The following is a 26,108-nucleotide window of genomic DNA, read 5'->3' as shown; positions in this document are numbered from 1 at the left end:
GGTCGTCGGTGGTTCAGGCCGTCAGTGGTTCGGGGCGTCCTGGTTGGCGACCTCCACCAGCACGCCGTCCGCGACCATGTCGTCGATCGTCTTCGGCATCAGGTAGGCGGTGCCGCCGCCCTGCTGCTCGAACCACGGCACGGCGATGCCGGTCAGCACCTCGACCGGTCGGCGCAGGCGGTAGACGTGGTACGGGCGGTTGATCCAGGACGGCACCAGCGAGCGCTGGCCGAACGGGGTGCCCGCCGCGTAGACGAGGTTGCCCTCGCCTTCGCCGAAGCGGTCCACCTCCATGCCGGCGGGCAGCTCGACCATCTTCTTGTGCCGGAACAGGGTGAGCGGTGGCTCGCCGTTCATCGGGTTGATCGGCCAGGAGCGCTGGGGCTTCGGCTCCTGGGTCGACGTCATGGCGCCCGACTGCGACGCGGGCTGCACGACCTGGGTGGCCTGCGCGGACGGCGCGGGCACCGGCGGTTCGACCGGCGGGCGCTGCTGCTGCGGCGGTCCGGGGCGACGCGGCGGTTCTTCGCGGAACCCGTTGTTCAGGCCGTTGTTCATGCCGTTGTTGAGCCCGTTGTTCACCCCGTTCATCGGCGGACGCGGGCGCTGCGGTGGTGGCGGCGGCATCGGGGCCGGTGGGCGGGGTGCGCGGCGGTTGGTGAGCACCAGCCGGCCGATCAGGTAGGCGGCGGCGTCCTCCAGGCGGTCGAAGCGGACCGGGTTGGTGGGGCCGTGGTCGAAGTACGACACCTCCCAGTCCTGGCCGTCGACGCGCAGCATCCAGGTGTGGTCGGCGGGCTCGCCGCCGAACCGGTAGGCGGTGGGCGGCACGTCCAGGCCGTCCAGGGTGCGGCGGACGGCGGACAGCTCCCGCTCCTCGTCCGGCGTGACCTGGCGCGGCTCGGGCGGCTTCGGCACGTCGACCTGCACCGGCGGTTCGACCGGCGGCGGGCTCAGGATCGGGGCCGGTGGCGCGGGCTGGTCCACGTCGTCGAACAACTCCACCGCGGGGGCGAACTGGGTCGCCTGGTCCGCGAACGGCGGCGGCACCTGCTCGGTGACGTGCTGGTCGGAGTGGTGCTGGTCGGAGTGGTGCTGGTCGCCGGCCTGGGGCTCGTCGTCCCGCGACTCGAACCGGGTGTCCTCCGGCTCACCGAAAGCCTGCTCGCCGAACGGCTGCTCGGTGTGCGGCTCGGTGTACGACTGCTCGGCGAAGTGCGACTCCGCCCGCTCCGGCGCGTACAACCGGTCCTGGTCCATCTCGAACTCGGCGGTGACCTCGGCAGCGTCTTCGCCGGCGGCGTCGACCGTGTCGACCGTGTCGTTCGTACTGTCGTTCGTACTGTCGTTCGTGCTGTCGTCCGCCGGGTGCTCAGCGGTGTCCTCGGGTGCGACGGACGGTTCCCCGAGCGGCTGCGGCTCGTGCTCCGCTGACGGCTCGTACCCCGGCTGGTCGTACCCGGACTGCTCGTAGACGGGCTGGTCATACCCAGGCTGCTCATAACCGGGCTGGTCGTACCCGGGCCGCTCGTAGGCAGGCTGGTCGTACGCGGGCTGCTCGTGGGCCTGCTCGACGTGCGCGGGCTCGTCGGTGATCGCCCTTACTTCGGCGGTCTCCTCGGCGGGCTCGGTCGCGGGCTCGGCTTCGGGCTCCTCGTCGGTGAACGGGTTCCAGGTCTGGGTGTCGTGCAGCTCGGGAGCGCGCGACCCGGTGTCGTCCGGCTGCGGCTCGCCCAGCTGTGGTTCGCCCAGCTGTGGTTCGCCCAGCTGTGGTTCGCCCAGCTGTGGTTCGCCCAGCTGCGGCTCGTTCGACTGCGGCTCGGCCGACTGCCGCTCCACCGACTGCGGTTCGCTCGGCCGTGATTCGCCCGGCTGTGGTTCGTCCGGCTGCGGGTTGCCCTGCTCCGGAGTACCCGACTGGATCTCGTTCAGCCGGGTCTCGTTCGAGTCACCCTCGTACGCGGCGGGGGCGAACAGGTCCATGCCGTCCACGTAGGACTCGCGCCGGTACCGGTCGTCGATCACCGGGCCGTCCTCGTCGAACCGCACCCGGTACGGCGGACCGTCCTGGGCGTACTCGATGATCTCCGGCCGCAACTCGGTGAGGTTCGCGGTCTCCTCGACGTCCACCGGCGGCTCGGGCTGGTTCACCGGCTCCGGCGCGCGGTCGGCGGCCAGGGCCGGCAGTGGCGCGACGACCGTCGTGCCCACCTCGACCGGCTGCTCGACCGGCGCTCCCACCGGCTCCGCGACCGGCAGCACGGTGCCCTGCGGCGCGGCGGGCGCACCCAGGTTCGCCGCGGCGGCGACCCGCGCCTCCTCGCTCACCTCGGGCAGCACGAAGTCCTGCGCCTTGGCCCGCTCCACCAGCTCCGGCTCCGGCGGCACGTCGTACGCCCGCAGGTAGTAGCCGACCGCGGCGGGCCAGATCCAGTGCCCGTCGGTCTGGAACGCCACCGGCACCAGCGCCGGCGCGTCCGGGTTCAGCACGTCCGCGTCGAACCCGCGCCCGATCACCGCGACCGGCGCCCGGTCCAGGTAGCTCAGCAGCAGGTCGCGGTCCGTGTCGGCGACCGGCGGCCGGTTCACCGACGGACGTCCGCCCGGACCGGCGCCGTCGAACACCCGGGCCGTGCGGAACGCCCGCGGCTGGTCGTGCGGCAGCTGGTCCTGCGGCGGCGGCGCGGTCTGCTGGAGGCGGCGGCGCAGCCAGTCCGGCACGTTCTCGTCGGTGCGCGGGAAGAACCGCATCTCGTCCAGGTACGCCTGCGGCGGCGGTGGCGTGGTCCAGGACGGCTCGGCGCGGTCGAAGTCCAGGTTGTAGCTGGACGGGTGGTCCAGCTGGTACCGGGCGTTGGACCAGCTGCCCCGGCCGTCGCGGTACATGCCGGCGCGCAGACGCGAGAACAGGCCGGCCACCTCGTGGGGCGGCGACCAGGCACGCAGGGCGCCGTCGGCCGTCCGCACCTCGGCGGCCAGCTCGAAGTACCGGCCGGTCGCGCGGTACTCGGCCGTCACGTGCCGCCACTCCTCCGGCGCGGCCCGCATCAGCGTCAGGCCGATCTGCTTGACCAGCGCATCCTGCTCGGTCGGGTTCAGCGGCTTCAGCTCGGACACGTGCAACATCTTCCCCCTCGGGTCCCGGTGCCCGCACGGGGACCCGCTGAGCCGAACGGACCAATGACGCGCTGCGACTGTCGCTAGACCCCCGGTGGCGACGTCCGAAGCGCCGCCGCGGCCTCCTCCACCAGGCTCCCACCGGCCAGAAGATCGCGCACCGACTTCGCCAGGAAGTACCCCGTGCCGCCGCCGACCTGCCCGAACCACGGCACCGCGACGCCCTTCAACGCCGGGATGGGCTTCATCACCCGGTACAGGTGGTACGGGCGGTTCAGCCACTCCGGCGGCAACGAGCGGCTGCCCGGCACCGTGCCGGCCGTGTAGACGAGGTTGCCGGTGTCCGCGCCGAACCGGTCCAGCTCGGTCCCGACCGGGATGACGACGTCCTCGTGATCCCGGAACAGCGACAGCGGCGGTTCGTCCGGCAGCGGCTGGATGCCCGCGACCGGCGTCACGAGGGCGCCGGTGTCCGCCGCGGGCGTCCGATCGAGGTCCGACTGCCACAGCAGCTCGGCCAGCAGCACCTTCGCCGCGTCCACCGCGTGCTCGTACACCCTCGGGTGACCGTGCGGGCCGCGGTCGGCGTCCCAGAACTGGACCTGCCAGCCGGACCGCCCGGGCACGGGTTCGATCACCAACGCGTCCGGCTTCGGCTCCACGATGCCGTACGCGGACGCCGCGACGCCGTAGTGGTCGAGCCGGGCCTTGAGGTGGTCGAGCGCGCGTTGGTCGACGTCGGTGATCACCCGCGGCCGGTGCTCGGGCAGCGGTGCGCCCTCGGCCTGCCCGGTGGCGACGGCGCTCGCGGCGGCCTCCGCGTCCGGTGAGACCTGCGGCACGGCGTACTCGTTGTCCCGGATGTGCTCCACGAGCTGCGGCAGCGGCGGCACGCGGTGGTGGCGCAGGTAGTGCGCCACGCCGCCCGGCCACACCCAGGTGCCGTCGGTGTGGAAGGTCAGCGGCACGGACGGCGGCGCATCCGGCTTGAACACGTCCGTGCCGCGGGAACGCGCGGACAGCACGACCGGCGCGTTCTCCAGGTAGGCGAGGAGGTCGTCCAGCTCCTGCGGGTGCACGGCCGGGCGGTGGTGCACCGGGTTGCCCCGCGGGTCGGTCCCGTCGAACACCGGCGCGGCGAACAGGCTGCTCCTGGCCGGCCCCAGCCCCACCCGTCCCCGCAGCCAGGCCGGGATCGCGCCGTCCTCGCGCGGGTAGAGCTGCAGCTCCTCGGCGTAGTGCCCCGGCGTGGGCGGCTGGTTCCAGTCCGGCTCGTGGTCCCGGTCGAACTCCGCCGAGTACGTGTCCGGGTGCACGAGGTGGAACTTCATCGAGAACCACGTGCCGACGCCCGGACCGGCCATGCCGGCGCGCAGCTGCACGAAGAACGGCTGCGCCTCCGGCGGCAGGTCCCAGTCGAACGACGAGCCGTACATGGTCACGCCGGAGACCTGCGCCTCCAGGTGGCTGCCCATCATCCGGAAGTCGACGAACAGCTGCTCCCAGTCGCCGGGCAGGCGCTGCACCAGCAGGGTGGTGACGGAGCCGAGGACGGCGTTCTGGTCCTCGACGTCCAACTGCGGCGCGGTCATGTGTTCTGCTCCTCGGTGCTCGCGTCCTTGGGGCCGGCGTGTTCGAGGTCGGCTCTCCCGGGGCCGGTGCTCGCCTCGACCAGCTTCGCGCGCAGCCAGTCGGGGAGGTAGGCCTCGTCGCGGGGGAAGACCTGGAGGTCACGGGCGAAGTCCGCCGCCGGCACCGGCGGGTCGAACCCGGGGTCGTGGTCGACGTTGTAGGTGACGTCGATCCGGGCCGGCGCGTTGACCACGCACCGCGCCGAGAACCACGTGCCGCGTCCCGGCTGGTACAGCACCTGCCGCAGCTCCTGGAAGGCGGCGATCAGCCCTTCCGGCGGGACCACCTCGGGGGTGCCGCGGTCCGGCATGTACACCTTCAACGTCGCGTCCTGCACCGCCACGGTCATCCGCACCAGCAGGTCGATCCGCCGGAAGCCGTCGGGAGCAGCGTCCAGCAGCACGCCGCCGATGTGCTGGAGCAGCTCGTCGTGGCGCTGCTCGGAAGCCGACCGGTCAGAGGGCTGCGTCGTGCTCATTCGGGTAGCTCCTGACGTGGATCTCGGTGGTGCCGTCGGCGAGCGTCACGCGCCATCGGGTCTGGTACGTGTGCGGGTGGAGGTGCAGCGGGTCGCGCAGGGCGACCGTGTCGATCACCTCGACCGTACCGCCGGACTTCGTGAACTTCGCGCTGTCCTGTTCCATCCGGTGCCAGGTCCCGTCGGTGACGAAGGCCGGGCGCCTGGCTCCCTGGTCCGTGTCGACGTCCTTGTGGGGCAGCGGATCCGTGGCGGGTTCGGTGGCGGTTTCCTCCGGCCATTCATGACCGGACGCCGGGGTGTGCTCGTCGGTCACGTCGGGCGTGACGTCGTCCGGTGGGCCTGCTTCGGGTGCTCGGGTTCCGGGTGCCGACCGACCGCGCGTCGAAGCACGAGCAGCCGCACCGCCGGCCATCGCACCGCCGGCCACCGCACCGGCCAGCGGCACCCCACCCGAGACCGCACCGCCGGCAGTGGGAGCAGCAGTCGCAGGCCCGCCACCGGACCCGCCGCCGACAGACCCACCGACAGCAGGTGCACCGACAGCAGGCGATGCGGGAGCCGGGCCAAGGCGGCTACCGATGGAAGGTCCCGCGCCACCACCGGAAAACGTCGGCACCGAAGCATCCGGGCGCCCGCCGGGAGTCCCGCTGAACGACGTAGACGACGTGGCAGGCGATGAGTCGCCACCACCGGCAAAAGAAGTCGGCGCGGTCATCGCCGGCGCAGCCGCCGAAGTCGAAGTCGTCCCCGCCGGCGGCCGGTTCAACCCGTCCCGACTCACGGGCGCCCAACCAGGCGAACCGACCGGCCCGCCGACCAACCCACCAACGGACCCGTCAACCCGCGGTGGCCCGGCAGGCAGACCGTCCTTGGCCCCGCCGATCGAACCGGACACCCCACCCGGCGACGCGCCCGTCGGCACGTCCTGCGCCGGGATGTCCTGCCCCACCGCCGCCGGGCCGACCGGGGACACCGCCGGGCCGACCGGGGGCACCGCGCCCTCGACCGCACCACGCGTAGCACCGACCGGCACCTGCCCGGTCGGCTCACCGCCCTCGACCTTCAGCCCGCCCGGGACACCGCCCACCACCCCGGACGACACCCTCGGCACCGCCGCCGACACCGCCCCTGGCACCGCCGCCTCGGTGATCCCGCCCCGGTCCCACGCCTCCCGATCACCGCGCGCCACCTGCACGGCCTGGGTGGTCGCGTCGACACCGACCGAGATCACGACCTCCCCCAGGATCGCGATGACCAGCTGACGGAACGCGAACTGCACGATCAGCCGCGTGGCCTGCTGAGCGATCGGAACACCCGCCGTCGACGCGCCGAACGTGCCGAACGCCGCCGCGACCAGCGCCGCGATCTCGATCGCCAGCGCGACCAGCGCCGCGATGATCGACAGCTTGGCGTACTCCACCTCCGACGCCGTGTTGTCGCAGCTCTCCGCCAACTCCTCACAGGTCTTCCGCAACGTCGACAGGTACGAGTCGTCGCCGTCGGAGAACTTCTGCCAGTACTCCCGGAACTCCTCGCCCGCTCCACCCGCCTGGCTCGCGACCACGGACGACGCCGCGCCGTTGCCCTCGTCGATCACGGACTGCACGCCCCGTGCGGCGGCGCGATAGGCGTCGGCCATCCGCCGGAGTGCCGTTTCGTCACCTTCCGGCCAGCTCTGCCCGACCACGACCGGGAAGAGCCAGGTGACCTCGCCCGGGATCTCGATGCCCAACGCCGTGCCCCTCAGTGAGTCCGGGAGATCAGTAGGTCCGGGAGATCCCGGTCGCGTTTCCCTGGTCGGAGCCCTCGTAGGCGTCGGCGCTCGCCTCCACGCCGGTGCGGATCCCGTCAAGCGCCTGCGCGAGTTCCTTGAAGGCGTTCAACGTCGCCTCGGAGTTGCGCACGTACTCCGCGGCGAACGCCTGGCCGGATTCGTCACCACCCCAGCACTGCCCCTCGGCCTTCAACGCCGAGTCCAACGCCTGCATGACGCCGTCCAGCGCATCGCCCGCCGCGCCGAACCGACCCGCGCCCTGGCGCAGGCCGGCCACGTTGACGTCGAACCCGCTCACCAGCCACTCCTGTCCATGACGCTGCTGCCGTCGTCGGCGGGCGGTGTGGGACGACCGGGTTGCGGCGAGGCCTCGGGCACGACCGGCGGCTTGGGGATGAGGTCGGCCAGCGCCGGCACGCCGGGCAGCATCTCGGACAGGTCGACGCTCGCGCCCTGCTGCGCCGGAGCCAGCACCTCGTTCAACTCCGTGCGCGCCTGTGCGATGGCCTGCCGCACGGTCTCGGTGGCGAGTCGGGCCAGCTTGTCGGGTGTGGAGCGCTCGAAGGCGTTCGGGGAGAACTCCAGGGAGGTCAACGCGCCGCCGGAGTCGACGGTGGCGCGGACGGAACCGTCCTCGGACACCGCGCTCGCCGTGATCGCCATGGCCTGCGCCTGTGCTTCGCGCACCTCGGCGGTCTTCTTGTGCAGCTCCGCCAGGAGGGAGTCGACCCGTTCGCGCATGGCCGCGTTCCGCGCCTCCAGCTCGGCCCGTCGCCCGGTCGGATCGGTCACGGCTGTCCCCTCGTATGCGCCACCCAGAAGGTGCTGACGCGGACGGAGGACCGCGGGTTCCCTCGGATCTCCGTGACCGATCGCCGTGACCGATCTGTCGGGGGGTGGGGGCAGAGTGTCACCCGTGCTCCGCCCGTACCGGCAACTCGCCGCGATCCCGCATCTCCCCTGGCTGCTCCTGTGGTCGGTGGTCGGCCGCATCCACCTGCCCGCGACGCCGTTGGCGGTGTCGTTCCTGATAGCCGGGTGGACGGGCTCGTACGCGGTGGCGGGCGTGGTCGGCGGTGCGTTGACGTTGGGCATGGGCGTGGCGGGGCCGATGCGGGGACGTGCCGCGGACCGGAGTCCGGCCGGGCGGTTGCTGCTGGTCACGGCCTCGGGCTACGGCGTGGGCATCGTGGTGCTCGGCCTGCTGCCCGGGTTCACGCCCGGCTCGGCGTGGCCGGTGGCGGCGGTCGTGGCGTTCCTGACGGGGTTGAGCACGCCACCGGTCACGGCGATGAGCCGGGCGAGCTTCCCGAGGCTGGCCACCGGTTCGGCGCGGTCGGCGGTGTTCACCGTCGAGGCGTCCGTGCAGGAGGCCATGTACATCGCCGGTCCGGCGGGGGCGGCGGTCGTGGTGGCCGTGTGGAACGGGCAGGTCGCGCTGTGGCTGTGCGGTGCGCTGGCGGTGCTCGGCGCGCTGGGGTTCGGTGGCGCGCTGCGCCGGGCCGGGCTTGATCAGCCGGCGGGCCTGGCGGCGGAGCGCGGCAGGCGGACGTTGTTGCGGGACCGACCGCTCGTGCTGGCGTTCGGCGCGTCGTTGTGCATGGTGGCGTCGCTGGTGTCGATCGACCTGGTGATCATCGCGTGGGCCCGTGACCTCGGCACGCCCGCGGTCGCCGGTGTGCTGACGGCGGTGTGGGGCCTGGGGTCGCTGGTCGGCGGGTTGATCGCGGGCGGGCTCGGCGGGCAGGCCCGGTTCCCCCGGCGGATGCTGTTGATGGCGCTCGGTGTCGCACCGCTGGTGCTGGTGCTGCCGCCGGTGCTGGAACCGTCGTCGGTGTGGCTGATCGGCCTGGTGCTGGGGGTGGGCGGGATGGCCATCGCACCCGCCATCGCGGCCAACAACGAGCGGATCAGCGGGCTCGCGCCGGAAGACCGCAAGGTCGAGGCTTTCGGCTGGATGGGCACGTTCACCACTGCGGGTTCGGCGTTGGCGCTGCCGCTGGCCGGCTCGCTGCTGGACCACTTCGGGCCTGCGGCGGCGGCCGGTGCGAGCACGGCGGCGGCGCTGCTCGGCGCGGTCCTGGCGAGCCGGGTGCGCGAGCGGGAGGCTGTTCCGGTTGGGTGACCGGGTGCGGCTGGTCGGTGCGCTCGTCGCGTTCGTCGGCGGGGTGTTCCTGGCCGTCCAGGGACGGTTGAACGGCGAGTTGGGGCACGTGCTCGGCGACGGTTTCCTGGCCGCGCTGGTGTCGTTCGGCGGTGGGTTGGTGTTGTTGCTGTCGGCGGTGCCGACGACGGCCGCCGGACGTGCCGGGCTGGCTCGGCTGCGCTCGTCGCTGCGCGCCGGGCACATCCGCTGGTGGCAGTGCGTCGGCGGTGCCTGCGGCGCGTTCTTCGTGTCCACGCAGGGGTTGACGATCACGGCGCTGGGCGTGGCCGTGTTCACCGTGGCGGCGGTCGGCGCGCAGGCCGTGAGCAGCCTGCTCGTGGACCGGGCAGGCCTCGGACCGGCCGGTCGGGTCTCGTTGACCGCGCCGCGCGTGATCGGCGCGGGCCTCGCCGTGGCGGCGGTCGCGCTGGCGGTGTCGGACGAGTTCGGCGACCCGTCCGACCTGTGGCTCGCTCTGCTGCCCGCCGTGGCCGGCCTCGGCCTCGGCTGGCAGCAGGCCATGAACGGGCTGGTCCGCGAGGCGGCGCAGAGCACACGGGTGACCACGTTGGTCAACTTCGGCACCGGCACCGTCGTGCTGCTCGCGGTGTGCGCGGTCGACCTGGCCGTGCGCGGGTTCCCGACGCGGGCGCCGGCCGAGCCGTGGTTCTACCTGGGCGGCGTCCTCGGCATCGTGACCATCGGCACGGCCGTGCTGGCGGTGCGCTGGCTGGGTGTGCTGGTGGTGGGCCTGTGCCAGGTGGCAGGCCAGCTGGTCGGCGCGATCGCGGTCGACGTGATCGCACCCGCCCCGGGCGGGCACCTCTCGGCCGCAACGGTCGTCGGCGCGGTGTTGACGCTGCTCGCGGTGGTGGTCGCGGCGCGCCCGCGGGCACGGTGATGCGAACGCGGACGGCGGTGATGAGAGGATGAGGCACGTGACTGCGACGACTCTCGACGGCAAGGCCACCCGGAACGCGATCTTCGAGGACCTGCGCTTGCGTGTCGCCGCGTTGGTCGAGCAGGGGGTGACCCCCGGCCTGGCCACCGTGCTGGTCGGTGACGACCCCGGTTCGCACTCGTACGTCCGCGGCAAGCACCTGGCCTGCGCGAAGGTCGGCATCACGTCGATCCGCCGCGACCTGCCGTCGGACATCACGCAGGCACAGCTCGAAGAGGTCATCGACGAGCTGAACGCCGACCCGGCCTGCACCGCGTACATCGTGCAGCTGCCGCTGCCCAAGCACCTCGACCCGAACCCGATCCTGGAGCGCATCGACCCGCACAAGGACGGCGACGGCCTGCACCCCGTCAACCTGGGCAAACTCGTCCTGGGTGACGAGGGACCGCTCCCCGCCACGCCGCGCGGGATCGTGGAGCTGCTGCGCCGGTACGACGTGCCGATCGCCGGGGCGAACGTGACCGTGGTCGGTCGTGGCGTGACCGTCGGCCGGCCGATCGGGCTGCTGCTGACCCGTCGCAGCGAGAACGCCACCGTGACGCTGTGCCACACCGGCACCAAGGACCTGGCGGCCGAGGTGCGGCGCGCGGACATCGTGATCGCGGGTGCGGGCAGCCCCGGCTTGATCACGGCGGACATGGTGAAGCCCGGCGCGGCCGTGGTCGACGTCGGCATCACCCGGACCGAAGCCGGCCTGGTGGGCGACGTGCACCCGTCGGTGGCCGAGGTCGCCGGGTACCTGGCGCCGATCCCGGGTGGCGCGGGTCCGATGACCATTGCGATGCTGCTGACCAACACGGTCGAGGCAGCCGAGCGCAACGTGGCGACGGCCTGAGGCGGAAGCGGTGGAGTTGTTGCCTGAACAGCGCTGGCGGTCCGCGGCAGGCAGGCACCTGCCGTTCGCGCTGGTGCTGGGCGTGGTCGGGTTGGGTCTCCTGCGGATCGTGCAGTACCACTGGCGGCAGGGCGCGGTGCTGATCGGGCTCGCGCTGCTGGTCGCGGCCCTGCTGAGGGTGCTCGTGACCGACGAGCAGGCAGGCCTGATCGCGATCCGCAGTCGCAGCGTCGACGCGTTGCTGTACTCCGGTTTGGGGTTTTCCGTGATCGTGGTGGCGATGACCATCATCGGCGGCCCGCTGGACCGCTGACGCCGCTGGCTACGCGCGGTCGACCAGGACCGTGATCAACTCCTGCATCTCCGCCTCCGGCAACACCTCCGGCAGGGTCAGGTGCTCGACGATCATGCCGCTCATCGCCAGGTAGAGGGACACGACGGTGGTCCGGTCCCCCGGCAGCCCCGCGTCCAGGTGGAAGCGGACGTTCTGCTCCAGGTTGTCGCTGATCGTCTTGGTCAGCGCGGCCTGCAACTCCGGCCGCCTGGTCGCCTCGAGGCGCAGCTCCAGCAGCGCCAGGTACCCCGTCCGGTCGACCTGGAGCCGTTCGAGCAGGTCCCGGAGCAGCCGCTCCACCAGGCTCTTGTCCGGTGGGGCCGCCATCGTCTCGGCCAGCCGCAGCGCGCTGGGCGCGAGCCGGACGTGCACGTACTCACCCACCTGCCGCAGCAGGTCGTCCCGGTTGGCGAAGTAGTTCGACGCGGTGCCGTTCGGCACCCCCGCCTCCTGGTCCACGGCACGGAAAGTCAGACCACGGGCACCCTCTCTGGCCAACACTTCGACCGCCGCATCGACGAGCACCGTACGCCTGGTCGGGTTGCTCACCATGATTCCTCCTTGACAACCACTCCAGCCATAGTACTACAGTCAGAGTGGTCACCGAAACCCCCGGAGGAGATCCCGTGCGAACCCTGACCTACTTCATCGCGACCTCGCTCGACGGCTTCATCGCCGACCCGAAGGGGGGCTTCGGCGACTTCCTGTTCGAAGGCGACCACATGACCGCCCTCTTCGAGGAGTACCCGGACACCATCCCCGCGCAGGGGCGCGAGGCGTTGGGCATCGACGCGCCGAACCGGCACTTCGACACGATCCTCATGGGCCGTGCGACCTACCAGGTGCCGGGTGGCCTGCCGAGCCCGTACCCACATCTACGCCAGTACGTGGTGTCCAGCAGGCTCAGCACCACACCGAGCGACGTGGAAGTGGTCGCGACCGACCCGCTGGCCAAGGTTCGCGAGCTGAAAGCCGAGTCCGGCCTGGGCATCTGGCTGTGCGGTGGCGGCAGGCTGGCCGCCTCGCTGCTGCCCGAGATCGACGAGCTGGTCCTCAAGGTCCACCCGATCGTGCTAGGCAAGGGCATCCCCCTCTTCGCCGGCGAGGTCCCGGCGACCCGCTTCGCCAAAGGATCGACCAGAACCTTCGAGACCGGCGTCGTGTTCAACACGTACACGAAGGCCGACGCCCTCTGACCTCGACGTGCCGGCGAGCCCGCCCGGCCTGATCAGGAGCGGTTCGATCAACGGTGAACGGCCGGCGCACCTCCCGCCGGACCGTTCACCACCTGCCCGCCCAACGCCACTACGTCCGATCCCGACCAAGCCGCCACCCCAGCCGGCCATCAACCCACTCGGCCGCCACGCCTCAGCCACCAACCCACCCAGCCGCCACCCAGTCGGCCGCCACCCCGCACAGCCGCCACCCCAGTCGGCCGTCAACCCAGTCGGCCGTCAACCCAGTCGGCCGTCAACCCACTCGGCCGTCAACCCACTCGGCCGCCACGCCTCAGCCACCAACCCACCCAGCCGCCACCCAGTCGGCCGCCACCCCAGTCGGCCACCAACCCACTCGGCCACCAACCCGTCGGCCGTCCACCCACCCAGCCGCATCCCGATCGGCCACCAACCAGTCGGCCGTCCACCCACCCAGCCGCATCCCGATCGGCCACCAACCAGTCGGCCGTCCACCCACTCAGCCGCCACCCCAGTCAGCCGTCAACCCACGCCACACCTTCCGCTCGGTCATCCCGAGTCGAGGAACCTCCCGATCCCCAAGTCCGAACACCACGGCCAACCGCCGGCGGATTCGGGCACCACGATCGGACCCCCGGCGGGCATTCCGGGGGATGTCCCCGGAATGGCCCAGTGCACCGTCACCGGAAATCCCGAGAACGAGACGGTATGCGCAGGTCCAACTGCTGCAACCGCTCCGCCCGAATACTGATGACCCCTTCAGCCGACTCGACCACACCTCGAACGAGCAGTGCAGGACTGCTCCGGGCGACCTTCCGGTAGCGGGCCCACAACCCGGTCGTGCACACCACGTTGACCATCCCGGTCTCGTCCTCGATGTTGAGGAACGTGACGCCTCCCGCAGTACCGGGCCGTTGCCGGTGGGTAACGGCGCCACCGATCAACACCCTGGTCCCGTTGGGCACCCGAACCAACTCGGCCGTCGTCAGCGCACCCAGACCGACCAGCCGTTCACGCACGAACTGGGTCGGAAAACTGTCCGGCGACAACCCCATGGCCCACACATCCGCAACCGCCAACTCCACCTCGTCCATACCGGGCAGGGCAGGCGCATCAGTTCCGACCACGGTTCCGGGCAACCGATCAGGCCGGATCTTCGCCACGGCCCCCGCCGACCACAACGCCGCACGCCGATCAAGGCCAAAACACCCGAACGCACCCGCGGTGGCCATGGCCTCCACCTGAGCGGTGGTCAAACGCACCCGGGCACCGAAGTCCGCCATGTCCGCATACGCCCCACCACCCGACTCCCGTTCCGCGACGACGAGTTCGGCGACCTTCTGACCCACCGTCCGAATACTGCCCAGACCAATGCGCACCGCGTACTCACCGTCGACGAGTTCAAGGGTCGCGTGCGCAAGGCTGGCATTGACATCAGGCCCGAGCACCCGGACACCGTGACGGCGGGCGTCCGCCACCAGTGATTGAGGGGAGTAGAAGCCCATGGGCTGAGCACGCAGAAGAGCCGCGCAGAACGCGGCCGGGTGGTAGAGCTTGAACCAGGAGCTGACGAACACGATGTGCGCGAAGCTGAGCGCGTGGCTTTCCGGGAAGCCGAAGTTGGCGAAGGCCAACAGCTTCGAGTAGATCTGCTCGGCCAGTTCGGGACCGATTCCCTTCGCCGCGGCGCCCTCGTGGAAACGGTCGCGGAGGCGTTCCATCCGGTGCGTGGAGCGTTTGGCGCCCATGGCGCGGCGCAGTTCGTCGGCCTCGGCAGGGCTGAAGTCGGCCACGTCGACGGCGATCTGCATCAACTGTTCCTGGAACAGCGGGACGCCGAGGGTCTTCTTGAGCGCGCCCTCCAGCAGGGGGTGGTCGTAGTCCCACTCCTCCTTCCCGTTGCGGCGGCGGATGTAGGGGTGCACCGAGCCGCCCTGGATCGGGCCGGGGCGGATCAGGGCGACCTCGACCACCAGGTCGTAGAACGTCCGCGGCTTGAGCCTGGGGAGGGTGGCCATCTGGGCACGGCTCTCGACCTGGAACACACCGACCGAGTCGGCGCGCTGCAACATCTCGTAGACGCGTTGGTCTTCCAGGTCGAGGTCACCGATGTCGACCTCGATGCCCTCGTGCTCGCGCACCAGGTCGATGGCGTAGTGCAGGGCCGACAGCATTCCCAACCCGAGCAGGTCGAACTTCACCAACCCGATGGAGGCGCAATCGTCCTTGTCCCACTGCAACACCGTGCGGTCGGTCATCCGGCCCTTCTCCACCGGGCACACCTCGCTGACCGGCCGGTCGCAGATGACCATGCCGCCGGAGTGGATGCCCAGGTGGCGCGGGAAGTTCTCCAGTTCGGCCGCCAACTCCAACACCGGACGCGGTATGCCGCCTTCGTCCACTGTGGACCGCAGTGGACCCCACCGGTCGATCTGCTTGCTCCACGCGTCCTGCTGGCCGACCGAGTAGCCGAGCGCCCGCGCCACGTCCCGGATCGCCGACCGGCCGCGGTAGCTGATGACGTTCGCGACCTGCGCGGCGTGCCGTCGTCCGTACTTGCGGTAGACGTACTGGATGGCCTCCTCACGGCGGTCCGACTCGATGTCGAGGTCGATGTCTGGGGGGCCGTCGCGGGCCGGGGCCAGGAAGCGCTCGAAGAGCAGGTCGAACCGGACCGCGTCGACGTTGGTGATGCCCAGCGCGTAGCAGACCGCCGAGTTCGCGGCCGAGCCGCGGCCCTGGCACAGGATGTCGTTGCGCCGGCAGAACGACACGATGTCGTGCACGACGAGGAAGTAACCGGGGAAGTTCAGCTCTTCGATGATCTTCAGCTCGTGCTCGATCTGCCGGTACGCCCTCGGGTTCTCCCCGATGGACCGGTAGCGGTGGGCCGCGCCCGCGTAGGTCAGCTCACGCAGGTGGCTGTTCTCGTCGTGACCGGCCGGCACGTCGAACGGCGGCAGTTCCGGCGCGATGAGCTTCAGGTCGAACTGGCACTGCATGCCGAGCACGGCCGAGCGTTGCACCGCGCCGGGGAACCGGGCGAACCGGCGGGCCATCTCCGCCCCCGACCGCAGGCACGCGGTGCGTCCGGGCGGCAGCCAGCCGGTCATCTCGTCCAGGCTGCGCCGTGCCCGCACGGCCGCCATCGCCGCGGCCAACCGACCGCGCGCGGGCACCGCGTAGTGCACGGCGTTCGTCGCCACGGTCGGCAAGCCCAGGTCGTGGGCCATCGCCCACAGCAGGTCGTTGCGCGGGCCGTCCTCGGGGTAGCCGTGGTCGGTCAGCTCCACGAACACCCGGTCCGCACCGTAGAGGTCGACCAGTCGGCGCAGCTGGGCGAACGCCGCCTCGGGGCCTTCCCGCGTCAACGCCCGGCGCACCGCGCCCTTGCGGCAGCCGGTGAGCACGACGCAGTCGTCCTTGGTGTCCGCAACGACCTCGTCCAGCCGGTAGACCGGTCGTCCTTTCTCGCTGCCGTCCGCGAGTTGGCCGGTGGTGATCGTGCGGCACAGCGCGTGGTAGCCGTCGCGGTTGGTGGCCAGCAGGAGCAGGTGCTCGCCTTCCGGGTCGGGCACACCGCTCTGCGGTGCGGACAGCCCGAGGCTCAGCTCGGTGCCGAACACCGTGCGCATGCCGAGTTCCTTGGCCGCCTCGGCGAACCGCACCACGCCGTACATGCCGTCGTGGTCGGTCAACGCCACCCCGTCCAGCCCGAGCTGCTGCGCCGCCTCCACCAGCTCCTCCGGATGGCTCGCGCCGTCGAGGAAGCTGAAGTTGGAGTGGCAGTGCAGCTCGACGTAGGGCACGCGGTTGCGGGTCGCACCGAGGTCGTCCACCTTGACCGCGAAATCGGGCGGCGCCTCGTAGCGGTCACGATGACGCGTCCACGCCGGACTGTCGCCGCCGTCCGGGACCGGAGCCCCATTCGACGGCGCTCGTCCCGACAGCGCGCGCTCCAGGTCCGACCAGTGGACCGGCGGGTTGTTCCAGCCCATCAGCGCAGGTCGTCGGGAGCTCGCCGAGGTGCCGGGATCTGCGACAACGGGATCGACGGCGGAATCGACGGCGGGGGCAGCGACGGGGGCAGCTGCGCCGGGAGCCAGCCGAAACTCACCACGTAGGCCGGCCCACCACGCTGATCCGACCCGCCGAAGTCGGCCAACCACTCAGCCAAACCACGGCGATCCGCACGATCCCGGCCATCCCGAGAACCCCGGCGATCCCGCTCGAAAAAGTCACCGCTCATCAGTCGTACACCCCTTCCACCGCCCACTTCCCACCCGCCCGGATCAGCAGGAACGCCAGTTCCTCGCCGTCCGAAGCGGCACCCAGCACCTGGAGCCGCGCCCCGCGCATCGCGGCCTCCTCGTCCCACCAGCGCTCGTCCACCGGCCACGGCCCCGACCACGCCACGACCTGCCGCGTCCGACCGGCGTGCACGATCCGGTGCGGCTGGACGACCAGCTCGGCGTACCCGGTGACCACGACGTCCGCGCCCGACTCGTCCAGCAGCGCCACCGGCTCGGGTTCGCTGAACACCGTCGCCGGCGACGGCGCGGGCAGCTGCCCCGGCCACGGCTGGTCCGGGTCCGCCGCCGGGGTGCGCTCGTCGCCCCACGGCACCAACCGCACCCGTTCCACCGGCCCACGACCACCTCCCAGCACGGGCGTGAGCACGGCGTCCGGCCCGAGCAGGCCTTGGACGTGCACCATCGCCCGCGCCGCGCGTTCCGCCGCCTCGCCCTGGTCCTGCCCCGCGCCCGGCCACAGGCCCAGTTGCAGGACGGTGGCGTCGACGACCTCTTCCGGGTCGAGCCGGAGCAGGTGGATTCCGGCGGTGAGCCGGGCGCGGGTGAGCCACCCGTCGAGTTGCCAGCGAACCCGGTCCGCGATGCCCTGCGGGGTGAGCGGGTCCGCGCAGCGCCACACCCGGTGCAGTTCCTCGCCGTTCTCCGTCGTGGCGCGGATACCGAGCCGCGTGCACGCCAGGCCGCGGTCGGCGAGGCCTGTGTGCAGGCGTTCGGCGAGGCCCTTCGCCGCGAACGCCGCCGCGTCGACCCGGTCGATCGGCGGGTCGAGTTGCCGGGTGACCGACAGCTCGGGCGGCGGGCGGCGGCGTGACCGGGCACGTTCCTCCAGTCCTGCGGCCAACCGGTGGGCCAGCACGGCTGCCCGACCGAAGCGGGTGGCGACGTCCCGCTCGGGAACGGCGGCGAACGCGCCGAGGGTGCGCAGACCGAGGCGGCGCAGCAAGTCGACCAGTTCGGCCCGGTCCTCGCGGTGTTCGGCGGGCTGGTCGAGTTCGTGGACGCCCAGCGGCTCGAGGAACTCCCTGGTCCTACCGGGCGGCACGATCAACCCGCGATGCGCGGCCAGGGTCGCCGCGAACAGCCCGTCGGCGAAACCGACCTGCGCTTCCACGCCGACGCGGACCGCCACCTGGTCCACCAGGCGTTCGGCGGCCTGCTCGGCGGACTTGTAGTAGCCGACCGGGCCCTGGGCCGCGACGACCACCAGCCCCGGCCGCACCACCTCGATCCCCGGCGCGAGCTCTTCCACCGCCACCGCGACCGGTTCGAAGAGCCGGGCGTCACGCACCTCGTCGTAGTCGAGGACGACCAGCTCGGGACACTGCCCCTGGGCCGCGCGCCGCCGCATCCCACGCCGCACGCCCTCTGCCCGCGCGACCGCCGAACAGGCGACGACTTCACCCGATCCGATCACGGCGGCAGGCACGTGCGGCGGGAGCGCGGCCTCCGCGGAGGCCGCCACCACCGGCCAGTCAGGACACCAGACGGCAAGCGTGTACAGGGGATTCACCTCTTCAGGGGGACGTGAGGCGGGTTCAAGGGGACGTGAGGCGGGCAGCACCGGTCACACCGCCTCGGCCGTCGTCGGGCGCGGTGCGGTGAGAGGGATCGGACCGGGACGCGATGTCGCGGTTCCGGGGAGGGGAAGACGGGTCTGCCTCGGTCTGGCGGCAGCGCCCCGCCCGGTCGCCTGGACCGTGACGGTCCGAGTGGACAGCACACCGTGACCGGCTTCCAAACCGGTCCACGGGCCGGGGACTGCGGTCAGCTCCACGTCGGCGCCCGGCCACTCGACCGCGAACGGCAGCAGGACGGCTTTGCGGTGACGGGCTCGCGCCGAGAGTTTGCGGGAGGTAGCCGGCGTGACCGGCGTGGCCACCGCGACCAGGTCGAAACCGTCGAGCAGCGCCGCGATGGTCTTCTCGACCTCGCCCTGGTCCCTCCCTGGACGAGGGACCAGGGCGAGGCGGTGGACGGCCACCCCCAGTTCGGCCGCCGCGAGTGCCCCACACCGCGGCAGACCTGCAAAAGCCGCCCAGCACCCTTCCGCCGTCGCCTCGGCCACCAGCGCGAGCAGCAACGATGTCGACCCGCGCACCGACACCGTGCTGCCCCGCCGCAGGCCGCCCCACGGGAGGAGCTCTGCCAGTTCCCCGCGAACCGGCAGAGCCAAGGCCGGTGCCGTGGTCAGCCCGCCCGCCGCGCCTACCCCGAGCGCGGTCAGCGTCGCCGTTGCCGACCTGGACACCCACCCTCCTCCCACCGATCCGCGCGCACCCCTGTGCGCGGATCGCCGTGGGAAGTCGGCGACCTGTCTGTCGAACGTGTGTTCGAACGACAGGACGATCTTATCCCGAAGCAGCCCACCGGTGTCAATGCCAACGGTGTCCCCGATCGGGTGGCCGGCAGACTTCCCGCGCACAGCGGTCGACACCACAGGGGGGCCGTGAACGCACCTCAGAACCCGCACAACCAGGCTCGACAGCTCCAGCACCAGCCCGGATCCGGCCCTCGGCAGCCCTCACCAGGACCACAGGGCCACGGCCAACCGGGCGCGCCCGGACACCCCGCCGGCTACGGCAACCGGGCGGCGGCCACCCCGGCCCTCAGCAACCCACCGGCTACCAGCAACCGGGCGGGTACCCGCAGTCCGCCGCCCAGCAGCAGCCCGCCACCCAACAGCCCACCGCTCAGCAGCCCGCCACCCGACAGCCCACCGCTCAGCACGCCGGCGCTCAGCAGCCCGGCGGGTACCAGCCGGCGGGCATCCAGCAGTCAGGCGAGTACCCGTCGGCAGGCGTCCAACCGGCAGGCGTCCAGCAGCCCAGCGGGTACCAGCAGCCCGGCAACCAGCAGCCCGGCGCGTACCAGCCCGGCGCGTACGGTCCCCAGCAGCCGAGGAAGAAGCGGACCGGGTTGGTCGTCGGCATCGTGGTCGCGGTGGTCGTGCCGGCCGTCGGCGGTGTCCTCGGCTCGTCCTACCTGAGCTACACCGACGAACCCGGCGGCGGTCCCGGCACGGAGCCGGTCGCCCAGTGCGTGCTGAGCGGCGACCTCAGGTCACAGGCGCACGTCAGCAGCTTCCGCCTCCTCCAAGCGCCCGCCGACGAAAACTCCGGCATGAGGCACAGCCATTGCATGTGGGGGCAGACCAAGGGCAAGGACGGCCCCGACCCGCGCACACTCGGCTTCCACGTCTACGACTACACCGAGTTCTCCGAGAAGGACGACCGCAACGTCGAATCGGCCAAGGGCAGCTACAACGGCTTCACGTCGTACGCCGCCGGCCGGCAGGCCAAGCCGGTCGACGGCCTCGGTGACGAGGCGATGATCGTCATCCCGGCCGGCGCCGATGACCTGACCGAGGTGAACCTCTTGGTCCGCAAGGGCGCGGTGGTGTGGAACATCCGCTACTCGGGCCACGACAAGGGTTTCTTCACCGACGCGGGGTTCCCTGTCGCGGACGCGGAGGCCGTCGCGCACAAGACGGCCGAAGAGCTGATCTCGAAGTAACGGGCACGGGGGCTCCTCGCACGCAGGCGAAGAGCCCCCGACCAACCGGAAACCACCAACCGAAAACCACCAACCACAACCACCGGCCGAAAACCACCGGCGGAAACCACCAGCCGGAAGCTCAGTGCGCGAAGTGCCGCGTCCCGGTCAGGTACACGGTCGCACCGGCCGCCTCCGCCGCCGCGATCACCTCGGCGTCACGGACCGACCCACCGGGCTGCACGATCGCCCGCACACCGGCCTCCACCAGCACTTCCAGCCCGTCCGGGAACGGGAAGAACGCGTCCGACGCGGCCACCGCGCCCCGCGCGCGGTCACCCGCACGCGCGACCGCGAGCCGTGCCGCGTCCACCCGGTTGACCTGACCCATGCCCGCACCGACGGTCGCACCACCGGACGCCAGCAGGATCGCGTTCGACTTCACCGCCCGGCACGCCCGCCAGACGAACGCCAGGTCGGCCAGCCCCGCCTCGTCCAGCGGAGCGCCGCAAGCCAACGTCCACTTGGCCGGGTCGTCGCCTTCGGCCTCGATGGTGTCCGCGGTCTGCACCAGCAGCCCGCCGGACACGGCACGCATCTCCACCCCGCCGCGCTCGGGCGCCGGCGCGACCAGGATGCGCACGTTCTTCTTGCGCGTCAGCACGTCCACCGCGCCATCAGCGTACGAAGGCGCGATGACGACCTCGGTGAAGATCTCCGCGACCTGCTCGGCCATCTCCACGGTGACTTCGCGGTTCGCCGCGATCACCCCGCCGAACGCGCTCACCGGGTCGCACGCGTGCGCGTTGCGGTGCGCCTCGGCGATCGCACCGGGACCGTCCACATGGGACACCGCGATGCCGCACGGGTTGGCGTGCTTGATGATCGCCACGCACGGCAGCTCGTGGTCCCACGCCGCACGCCACGCGGCGTCACCGTCGACGAAGTTGTTGTAGGACATCTCCTTGCCGTGCAGCTGCGACGCCGTCGCCAGGCCGGAACGCCCGTCGCCCTGCGTGTACAGCGCCGCCCGCTGGTGCGGGTTCTCGCCGTACCGCAGCACCTGCTTGCGGTTCCACGTCGCGCCGACCCAGCCGGGGAAACCCGAGCCCTCGTCGTCGGGCGCCACCACGCCGCCCAGCCACGAAGCGACCGCCACGTCGTACGACGCGGTGTGCCGGAACGCGTCCACGGCCAACCGCTGCCGGTCCGCCAGGCTGAACCCGCCGGCCCCGACCTGCTCCAGCACCCACGAGTACCGCGACGGGTCCACCACGACGGCCACGCTGGCGTGGTTCTTCGCCGACGCCCGCACCATGGCCGGGCCGCCGATGTCGATCTGCTCGACGCACTCGTCCGCCGACGCGCCCGAGGCCACCGTCTGCGTGAACGGGTACAGGTTCACCACGAGCAGGTCGAACGGCTCGATGCCCAGCTCGCGCAACGTCTCCACGTGCGCCGGGCGCCGGGTGTCCGCGAGCAGGCCCGCGTGCACGCCGGGGTGCAGCGTCTTCACCCGGCCGTCCAGCGCCTCCGGGAACCCGGTGACCTGCTCGACGGGCGTGACCGGCACGCCCGCGTCGGCCAGCGTGCGCGCCGTGCCGCCGGTGGAGACGATCTCGACCCCGGCCGCGTGCAGGCCGGTGGCCAGTTCCAGCAGCCCCGACTTGTCGGACACCCCGATCAGGGCCCGACGAACCGGTCGCCTCTCGGCAGGAGTGGTCACGGGATGCTCACCTTTCGTCCGTTCACGGTGCAGCCCTCGCGGGCCAAGCGGGCGACCACGTCGACCAGCAGCCGCCGCTCCACCACCTTGATGCGCTCGTGCAGGCTTTCGACGTCGTCGTCATCGGCGACGACGACCGCCTCCTGGGCCAGGATCGGCCCGGTGTCCACACCACCGTCCACGAGGTGCACGGTCGCGCCGGTCACCTTCACGCCGTAGTCGACGGCGTCGCGGACGCCGTGCGCGCCGGGGAAGGCGGGCAGCAGCGCGGGGTGGGTGTTGACCATCCGGCCGCCGAAGCGGGCCAGGAAGTCGGGTCCGAGGATTTTCATGAAACCGGCGGAGACCACCAGGTCGGGCCGGTGCTCCTCGACGGCGTCGGCCAGCGCGGTGTCCCACGCGGCGCGGTCGGCGTGGTCGCGCAGCTTCACCGTGAAACCGGGGACGCCGGCGCGCTCGGCGCGGCTCAGGCCCTCGATGCCGTCACGGTCGGCGCCGACGGCCACCACCTCCACCGGGTAACCGGGGTCGGCCGCCGAGTCCAGCAACGCCTGCAACAGGGTGCCGGAACCGGAAACGAGGACGACGACCCTGGCGGGGACGGGAAGCCGGAGTGTGGTCGCGGCGCTCAGCGTGCTCTCCTTGCTGGGGACTGTCACAGCAGCTCAAGAGCAGCCTAGGCGTTGGCTACCGGGGCTTGTCGGCCAGGTCCGGGTCGGCGTCGTCCGGCCCGTCCGGCTCCTCCGCGTCATCCGGCTCGTCCGGTGCTTCCGGCTCGTCCTCTTCGTCGGAGCCGTCGACTTCGCCCGGGGCGGGTTCCTCGTCCTCGAACTCCTCGAGGTCGTCGTACTCGTCCAAGTCGTGCTCGTCGAGGTCTTCCTCGTCCGGGTCTCCGTCGTCCAGGTCTTCCTCGTACTCCTCGTCCTCTTCCTCGAACTCCTCGACCTCGTCGTCGTAGTCGGTGACGACGGCATCGTCTTCCGACTCCAACTCGGGCTCAGCCCCTGGCTCGGACTCGGATTCCGGCTCGGCCTCCGGCTCCGGCTCGGGCTCCACCACCCGCGGCGGCCGGGGTCCGGAGAACCATGCCACGACCACCCCCGGCACGGTCACCCAGCCGAACGTCAGCACGGCCAGCAGCCCGGCCGGGATGGTCACCGGGTTGAACACCCCACCGCCCAACGCGCCACCGGACACCGCCGCCAAGACCAGCGTGCCCACACCCGCCGTGACCGCCGCGACGAGCACCGCGCGCACCCTTGACCGGGGCGTCTCAGCGGCGTTGCGCAGCGAGAACCCGGCCAGCACGCCCACCACACCGGGCACGATCAGCACCAACGGCAGGTAGACCGCCTGCTCCTCGGGCAACGCGGCCAGCAGCGGCACGGCGGGCACCGGGCCGCCGGTGAACTCCAGCGGTCCGACCACCACGGACCCGATCGAGAACCCCGAGCCCACCACGTACGACAGGGCACCGACCACCGCGTTCGGCAGGTACGCCAGGCACATCAGCCAGATGCCGAGACCGGTGCCGATCGTGCCGCCGACCGGGTGGAACAGCGAGGCGGTGGTGGACCACGAGGACACCAGGCCCAACACCAGCAGGAACGCGCCCGCCGCGGTGAGCGCGGACAGCGCCAGCGCACCCGCGCGCAGCCCGCGCCGGGCCACCGGGTCGATCCGCTCGAACACGACCTCCACCAGGCCGCAGCGCTGCGCGACACCCGCGACGGCCGCCAGCGCGGACACCGCAGCGCACCCGAAGAACGCCACCGCCGGCGTGGCCCGCACCGGACCGTCGTCGCCCATCAGGAACGCGATCACGCTGCCGACCACGGCGTGCGCGCCCGAGATCGCGAACACCACCGACCGCGCCTGCAACGGCTCGAACAGCCCCAACCGGTCCGCCGCGCTGGCCGCCGCCCGGTACACCAGCAGCATCACCAGCGCCGTCGGCAGCAGCGGCAGCATGCCGAGCTGCCCGCCGTCGAACCGCAGCGGCACGTGGTGCGCGACCAGCCAGCCCGGCGCGGCGGCGGTCAGCACGCCCGTCGTGGAGAACGACGCGTGCGCGGCCGTCGACGAGACCAGCGCGAGCAGCGCGGCCACCGCCGCGTAGCCGACGACCACCGAACCGGCGGCGGTCATCGTGAGCACCCGCACCCGTTCGGCGCGGGAGAACTCGGGCGGGCGGACGGAATCCGTCACGACGCCGTGCGAAGTCGCTTGCTGCACCGACATCCTCCCACTGTCCCAGTAGCGATGAGCCATTCGGGCGAGGCTCGCCGGGTACGCGAAAGGGGTGGCACCGGAGATCCGGTGCCACCCCTCGCACGACTTGGCTCAGCCCTGCTGCGGTCCGCCGAACCCGCCGGGCGGGGTGCCCTGACCCGGCTGCTGCGGCGGCACCGCCTGGCCGGGCTGACCGAACTGGCCCGGCTGCGGCATGTAGGACGTCGGCTGCGGCTGGTTCGGCTGCTGCCCCGGCTGCGGCTGCCCCTGCTGGGGCGACACCGGCTGGCCGAACTGGCCGGACGGCGGGCCGAACTGCTGCGGCTGCTGCTGTCCGGGCGGCGGGAAGCCACCGGACTGCGGGTTCCAGCCACCGGGCTGGCCGTAGATGTTCGCCGCCTTGGGCTGGAAGTTCACCACGCCGACCTCGAGCAGCAGCGCGAGCACGACGGCCGCCGTCTCCAGCAGCGCCACCAGCAGCAGCACGATCTGCATGCCCTGGACGTCGGCTTCGGTGGTGATCAGGCCCTGGAGCAGCCCGAGCGTCGGGATCAGCGCGAACGGGACCGCCGCGTACAGCAGGCCCTTGGGCGCCTTCGGCAGCACCGACAGACCGGCGAGCGTGCCCGCCGCGTACAGGTACGCCTCCGAGTGCACGTCGTCCGCGAAAGCGAGGAGGTACGCGATGAACGCCATACCGGCCGCGAGCAGCGGCAGGATGAGGTTCAGGTTCACGCCCACCGCCGGCTGCGCCGGACCCGGCTGCTGCTGAGGGGCGCCGTACGGCTGGGACATGGTGCGGTCTCCTCCATCTGTGGCTCTGACGTCGGTTCGACAGAACGCTAGCCGATGCACACTCTCCGACGATGACCGGACTCCCGTGGTTCCCCCGGATGTGCGCGCCGGCCTGCCCCGAACGAACCGAGGGCCACCTCCGCGTGGAGGTGGCCCTCAGTGTGTTGCACGAACGGACGAATGTCAGCCGATCGTCTTCATGATCTCCCGCATCAGCCCGGCGGTCTCGCTCGGCGTCTTGCCGACCTTGACGCCGGCGGCCTCGAGGGCCTCCTTCTTCGCCTGCGCGGTGCCGGCCGAGCCGGACACGATCGCGCCCGCGTGGCCCATCGTCTTGCCCTCGGGCGCGGTGAAGCCCGCCACGTAGCCGACGACCGGCTTGGTGACGTTCTCCTTGATGTACGCCGCGGCCCGCTCCTCGGCGTCGCCGCCGATCTCGCCGATCATCACGATCGCCGCGGTCTCCGGGTCGGCCTCGAAGGCCGCCAGCGCGTCGATGTGGGTGGTGCCGATGATCGGGTCGCCGCCGATGCCGATGGCGGTGGAGAAGCCGAAGTCACGCAGCTCGAACATCATCTGGTAGGTCAGCGTGCCGGACTTCGACACCAGACCGATCTTGCCCGCGCCGGAGATGTTGGCCGGGATGATGCCCGCGTTGGACTGCCCGGGGCTGATCAGACCGGGGCAGTTCGGGCCGATGACCCGGGTCTTGTTGCCGGTCGCGACGGCGTGCGCCCAGAAGGCGGCGGTGTCGTGCACCGGGATGCCCTCGGTGATCACGACGGCCAGGCCGATGCCCGCGTCGATCGCCTCGATCACGGCCGCCTTGGCGAACGCCGGCGGCACGAAGATCACGGTCACGTCGGCGCCGGTCGCGCTCATGGCCTCGGCCACGGAGCCGAACACCGGCAGCACGTTGCCGTCGAAGTCGACCTTCTCGCCCGCCTTGCGCGGGTTCACGCCGCCGACGATGTTCGTGCCGGAGGCCAGCATCCGCTTGGTGTGCTTGGTCCCCTCGGCGCCGGTCATGCCCTGGACGATGACCTTGCTGTCCTTGGTGATGAAGATAGCCAT

Annotated in this window: 23 protein-coding genes; 6 read left to right on the top strand and 17 right to left on the bottom strand. The window is 71.8% G+C overall.

Annotation, left to right across the window (positions count from 1 at the left end):
* Positions 1–21: 21 nt before the first annotated feature.
* From OQ02_RS40735 to OQ02_RS04630, 6 genes are all read right to left on the bottom strand, one after another.
* Positions 22–3,117: a TNT domain-containing protein gene (locus OQ02_RS40735; protein WP_156076870.1), complete on the bottom strand. Its 3,096-nt coding sequence runs from the start codon at positions 3,115–3,117 to the stop codon at positions 22–24.
* An 83-nt stretch (positions 3,118–3,200) separates the two neighbouring features.
* Positions 3,201–4,709 (bottom strand): TNT domain-containing protein, encoded by a 1,509-nt coding sequence (locus tag OQ02_RS04650; RefSeq protein WP_033436808.1) that lies wholly within the window; start codon positions 4,707–4,709, stop codon positions 3,201–3,203.
* Entirely contained in the window at positions 4,706–5,227 is a 522-nt protein-coding gene (locus OQ02_RS04645) for a hypothetical protein (protein ID WP_063746995.1), read from the bottom strand. The genes OQ02_RS04650 and OQ02_RS04645 overlap by 4 nt, the downstream gene beginning before the upstream one ends.
* The gene (locus OQ02_RS04640) at positions 5,205–6,962 is read right to left on the bottom strand and encodes a WXG100-like domain-containing protein (protein WP_033436807.1); all 1,758 of its coding nucleotides are present in this window, start codon (positions 6,960–6,962) and stop codon (positions 5,205–5,207) included. Before OQ02_RS04640 ends, OQ02_RS04645 begins: the two co-directional genes overlap by 23 nt.
* A 28-nt stretch (positions 6,963–6,990) precedes the next feature.
* A complete protein-coding gene (locus OQ02_RS04635) occupies positions 6,991–7,302 on the bottom strand; it encodes a WXG100 family type VII secretion target (RefSeq protein WP_051771692.1) in 312 nt (103 codons plus the stop codon).
* Positions 7,299–7,796, bottom strand: coding sequence for a YbaB/EbfC family nucleoid-associated protein (locus tag OQ02_RS04630; protein ID WP_051771689.1), 498 nt, complete (start codon positions 7,794–7,796; stop codon positions 7,299–7,301). Before OQ02_RS04630 ends, OQ02_RS04635 begins: the two co-directional genes overlap by 4 nt.
* 115 nt (positions 7,797–7,911) lie before the next feature.
* On the opposite strand from OQ02_RS04630, the gene OQ02_RS04625 reads away from it, so the two are divergent.
* From OQ02_RS04625 to OQ02_RS04610, 4 genes are read left to right on the top strand one after another with little or no spacing between them, the layout of a single operon-like run.
* Positions 7,912–9,129, top strand: coding sequence for an MFS transporter (locus tag OQ02_RS04625; RefSeq protein WP_156076869.1), 1,218 nt, complete (start codon positions 7,912–7,914; stop codon positions 9,127–9,129).
* A complete protein-coding gene (locus tag OQ02_RS04620) occupies positions 9,122–10,051 on the top strand; it encodes a DMT family transporter (protein WP_081915364.1) in 930 nt (309 codons plus the stop codon). The genes OQ02_RS04625 and OQ02_RS04620 overlap by 8 nt, the downstream gene beginning before the upstream one ends.
* A 37-nt stretch (positions 10,052–10,088) precedes the next feature.
* Positions 10,089–10,946, top strand: a complete 858-nt coding sequence (locus OQ02_RS04615) for a bifunctional methylenetetrahydrofolate dehydrogenase/methenyltetrahydrofolate cyclohydrolase (protein ID WP_033436806.1) — start codon at positions 10,089–10,091, stop codon at positions 10,944–10,946.
* Between the two features lie 19 nt (positions 10,947–10,965).
* Positions 10,966–11,259, top strand: coding sequence for a DUF3017 domain-containing protein (locus OQ02_RS04610; protein ID WP_051771826.1), 294 nt, complete (start codon positions 10,966–10,968; stop codon positions 11,257–11,259).
* Between the two features lie 9 nt (positions 11,260–11,268).
* Here the strand turns inward: OQ02_RS04610 and OQ02_RS04605 are convergent, their stop codons facing one another.
* Positions 11,269–11,832: a TetR/AcrR family transcriptional regulator gene (locus OQ02_RS04605; protein WP_033436805.1), complete on the bottom strand. Its 564-nt coding sequence runs from the start codon at positions 11,830–11,832 to the stop codon at positions 11,269–11,271.
* 74 nt (positions 11,833–11,906) lie between these two features.
* Between OQ02_RS04605 and OQ02_RS04600 the strand changes: the two genes are divergently transcribed.
* A complete protein-coding gene (locus tag OQ02_RS04600) occupies positions 11,907–12,476 on the top strand; it encodes a dihydrofolate reductase family protein (RefSeq protein WP_033436804.1) in 570 nt (189 codons plus the stop codon).
* Positions 12,477–13,156: 680 nt separating this feature from the next.
* Here OQ02_RS04600 and OQ02_RS04595 read toward each other — a convergent pair.
* From OQ02_RS04595 to OQ02_RS43575, 5 genes are all read right to left on the bottom strand, one after another.
* Positions 13,157–16,474, bottom strand: coding sequence for an error-prone DNA polymerase (locus OQ02_RS04595; protein ID WP_033436803.1), 3,318 nt, complete (start codon positions 16,472–16,474; stop codon positions 13,157–13,159).
* A 250-nt stretch (positions 16,475–16,724) separates the two neighbouring features.
* A complete protein-coding gene (locus tag OQ02_RS04590) occupies positions 16,725–18,299 on the bottom strand; it encodes a Y-family DNA polymerase (protein ID WP_156076867.1) in 1,575 nt (524 codons plus the stop codon).
* Between the two features lie 54 nt (positions 18,300–18,353).
* Positions 18,354–19,037, bottom strand: coding sequence for a hypothetical protein (locus OQ02_RS04585; protein ID WP_033437046.1), 684 nt, complete (start codon positions 19,035–19,037; stop codon positions 18,354–18,356).
* Between the two features lie 326 nt (positions 19,038–19,363).
* Positions 19,364–19,516 carry a hypothetical protein gene (locus OQ02_RS43580; RefSeq protein ID WP_156076866.1) on the bottom strand — a complete coding sequence of 51 codons (153 nt, stop codon included), beginning with the start codon at positions 19,514–19,516 and terminating at the stop codon, positions 19,364–19,366.
* An 8-nt stretch (positions 19,517–19,524) separates the two neighbouring features.
* Complete coding sequence (locus tag OQ02_RS43575) at positions 19,525–19,719, bottom strand: hypothetical protein (RefSeq protein ID WP_156076865.1); 195 nt, start codon at positions 19,717–19,719, stop codon at positions 19,525–19,527.
* Between OQ02_RS43575 and OQ02_RS04580 the strand changes: the two genes are divergently transcribed.
* Positions 19,706–20,302, top strand: coding sequence for a hypothetical protein (locus OQ02_RS04580; protein WP_033436802.1), 597 nt, complete (start codon positions 19,706–19,708; stop codon positions 20,300–20,302). The two genes, OQ02_RS43575 and OQ02_RS04580, sit on opposite strands and share 14 nt — an antisense overlap.
* 121 nt (positions 20,303–20,423) lie before the next feature.
* Here OQ02_RS04580 and purH read toward each other — a convergent pair whose 3' ends face one another.
* The 5 genes from purH to sucD form a co-directional block, all read right to left on the bottom strand.
* Positions 20,424–22,007: a bifunctional phosphoribosylaminoimidazolecarboxamide formyltransferase/IMP cyclohydrolase gene (gene purH / locus OQ02_RS04575; protein ID WP_033436801.1), complete on the bottom strand. Its 1,584-nt coding sequence runs from the start codon at positions 22,005–22,007 to the stop codon at positions 20,424–20,426.
* A complete protein-coding gene (purN, locus tag OQ02_RS04570; protein WP_033437045.1) occupies positions 22,004–22,639 on the bottom strand; it encodes a phosphoribosylglycinamide formyltransferase in 636 nt (211 codons plus the stop codon). Before purN ends, purH begins: the two co-directional genes overlap by 4 nt.
* 55 nt (positions 22,640–22,694) lie before the next feature.
* Positions 22,695–24,248 carry a cell division protein PerM gene (locus tag OQ02_RS43570; RefSeq protein ID WP_033436800.1) on the bottom strand — a complete coding sequence of 518 codons (1,554 nt, stop codon included), beginning with the start codon at positions 24,246–24,248 and terminating at the stop codon, positions 22,695–22,697.
* A gap of 102 nt (positions 24,249–24,350) precedes the next feature.
* A complete protein-coding gene (locus OQ02_RS04560; protein ID WP_033436799.1) occupies positions 24,351–25,034 on the bottom strand; it encodes a DUF5336 domain-containing protein in 684 nt (227 codons plus the stop codon).
* Between the two features lie 183 nt (positions 25,035–25,217).
* Positions 25,218–26,108 (bottom strand): succinate--CoA ligase subunit alpha, encoded by an 891-nt coding sequence (sucD, locus tag OQ02_RS04555; protein WP_033436798.1) that lies wholly within the window; start codon positions 26,106–26,108, stop codon positions 25,218–25,220.

Source organism: Saccharothrix sp. NRRL B-16314 (assembly GCF_000716595.1).
GTDB lineage: Bacteria > Actinomycetota > Actinomycetes > Mycobacteriales > Pseudonocardiaceae > Actinosynnema.
The sequence above is the reverse complement of the archived record's forward strand: the minus strand, read 5'-3'. Positions and strand labels throughout refer to the sequence as shown.

What these genes read in the sequence shown, in the direction of transcription:
- OQ02_RS04645 (WP_063746995.1), bottom strand. Translation starts at nt 5,227, where the DNA reads ATGAGCACGACGCAGCCCTCTGACCGGTCGGCTTCCGAGCAGCGCCAC.
- OQ02_RS04560 (WP_033436799.1), bottom strand. Translation starts at nt 25,034, where the DNA reads ATGTCCCAGCCGTACGGCGCCCCTCAGCAGCAGCCGGGTCCGGCGCAG.
- OQ02_RS43575 (WP_156076865.1), bottom strand. Translation starts at nt 19,719, where the DNA reads ATGCCGACGACCAACCCGGTCCGCTTCTTCCTCGGCTGCTGGGGACCG.
- OQ02_RS04595 (WP_033436803.1), bottom strand. Translation starts at nt 16,474, where the DNA reads ATGGGCTGGAACAACCCGCCGGTCCACTGGTCGGACCTGGAGCGCGCG.
- OQ02_RS04605 (WP_033436805.1), bottom strand. Translation starts at nt 11,832, where the DNA reads ATGGTGAGCAACCCGACCAGGCGTACGGTGCTCGTCGATGCGGCGGTC.
- OQ02_RS04650 (WP_033436808.1), bottom strand. Translation starts at nt 4,709, where the DNA reads ATGACCGCGCCGCAGTTGGACGTCGAGGACCAGAACGCCGTCCTCGGC.
- OQ02_RS43570 (WP_033436800.1), bottom strand. Translation starts at nt 24,248, where the DNA reads ATGTCGGTGCAGCAAGCGACTTCGCACGGCGTCGTGACGGATTCCGTC.
- sucD (WP_033436798.1), bottom strand. Translation starts at nt 26,108, where the DNA reads ATGGCTATCTTCATCACCAAGGACAGCAAGGTCATCGTCCAGGGCATG.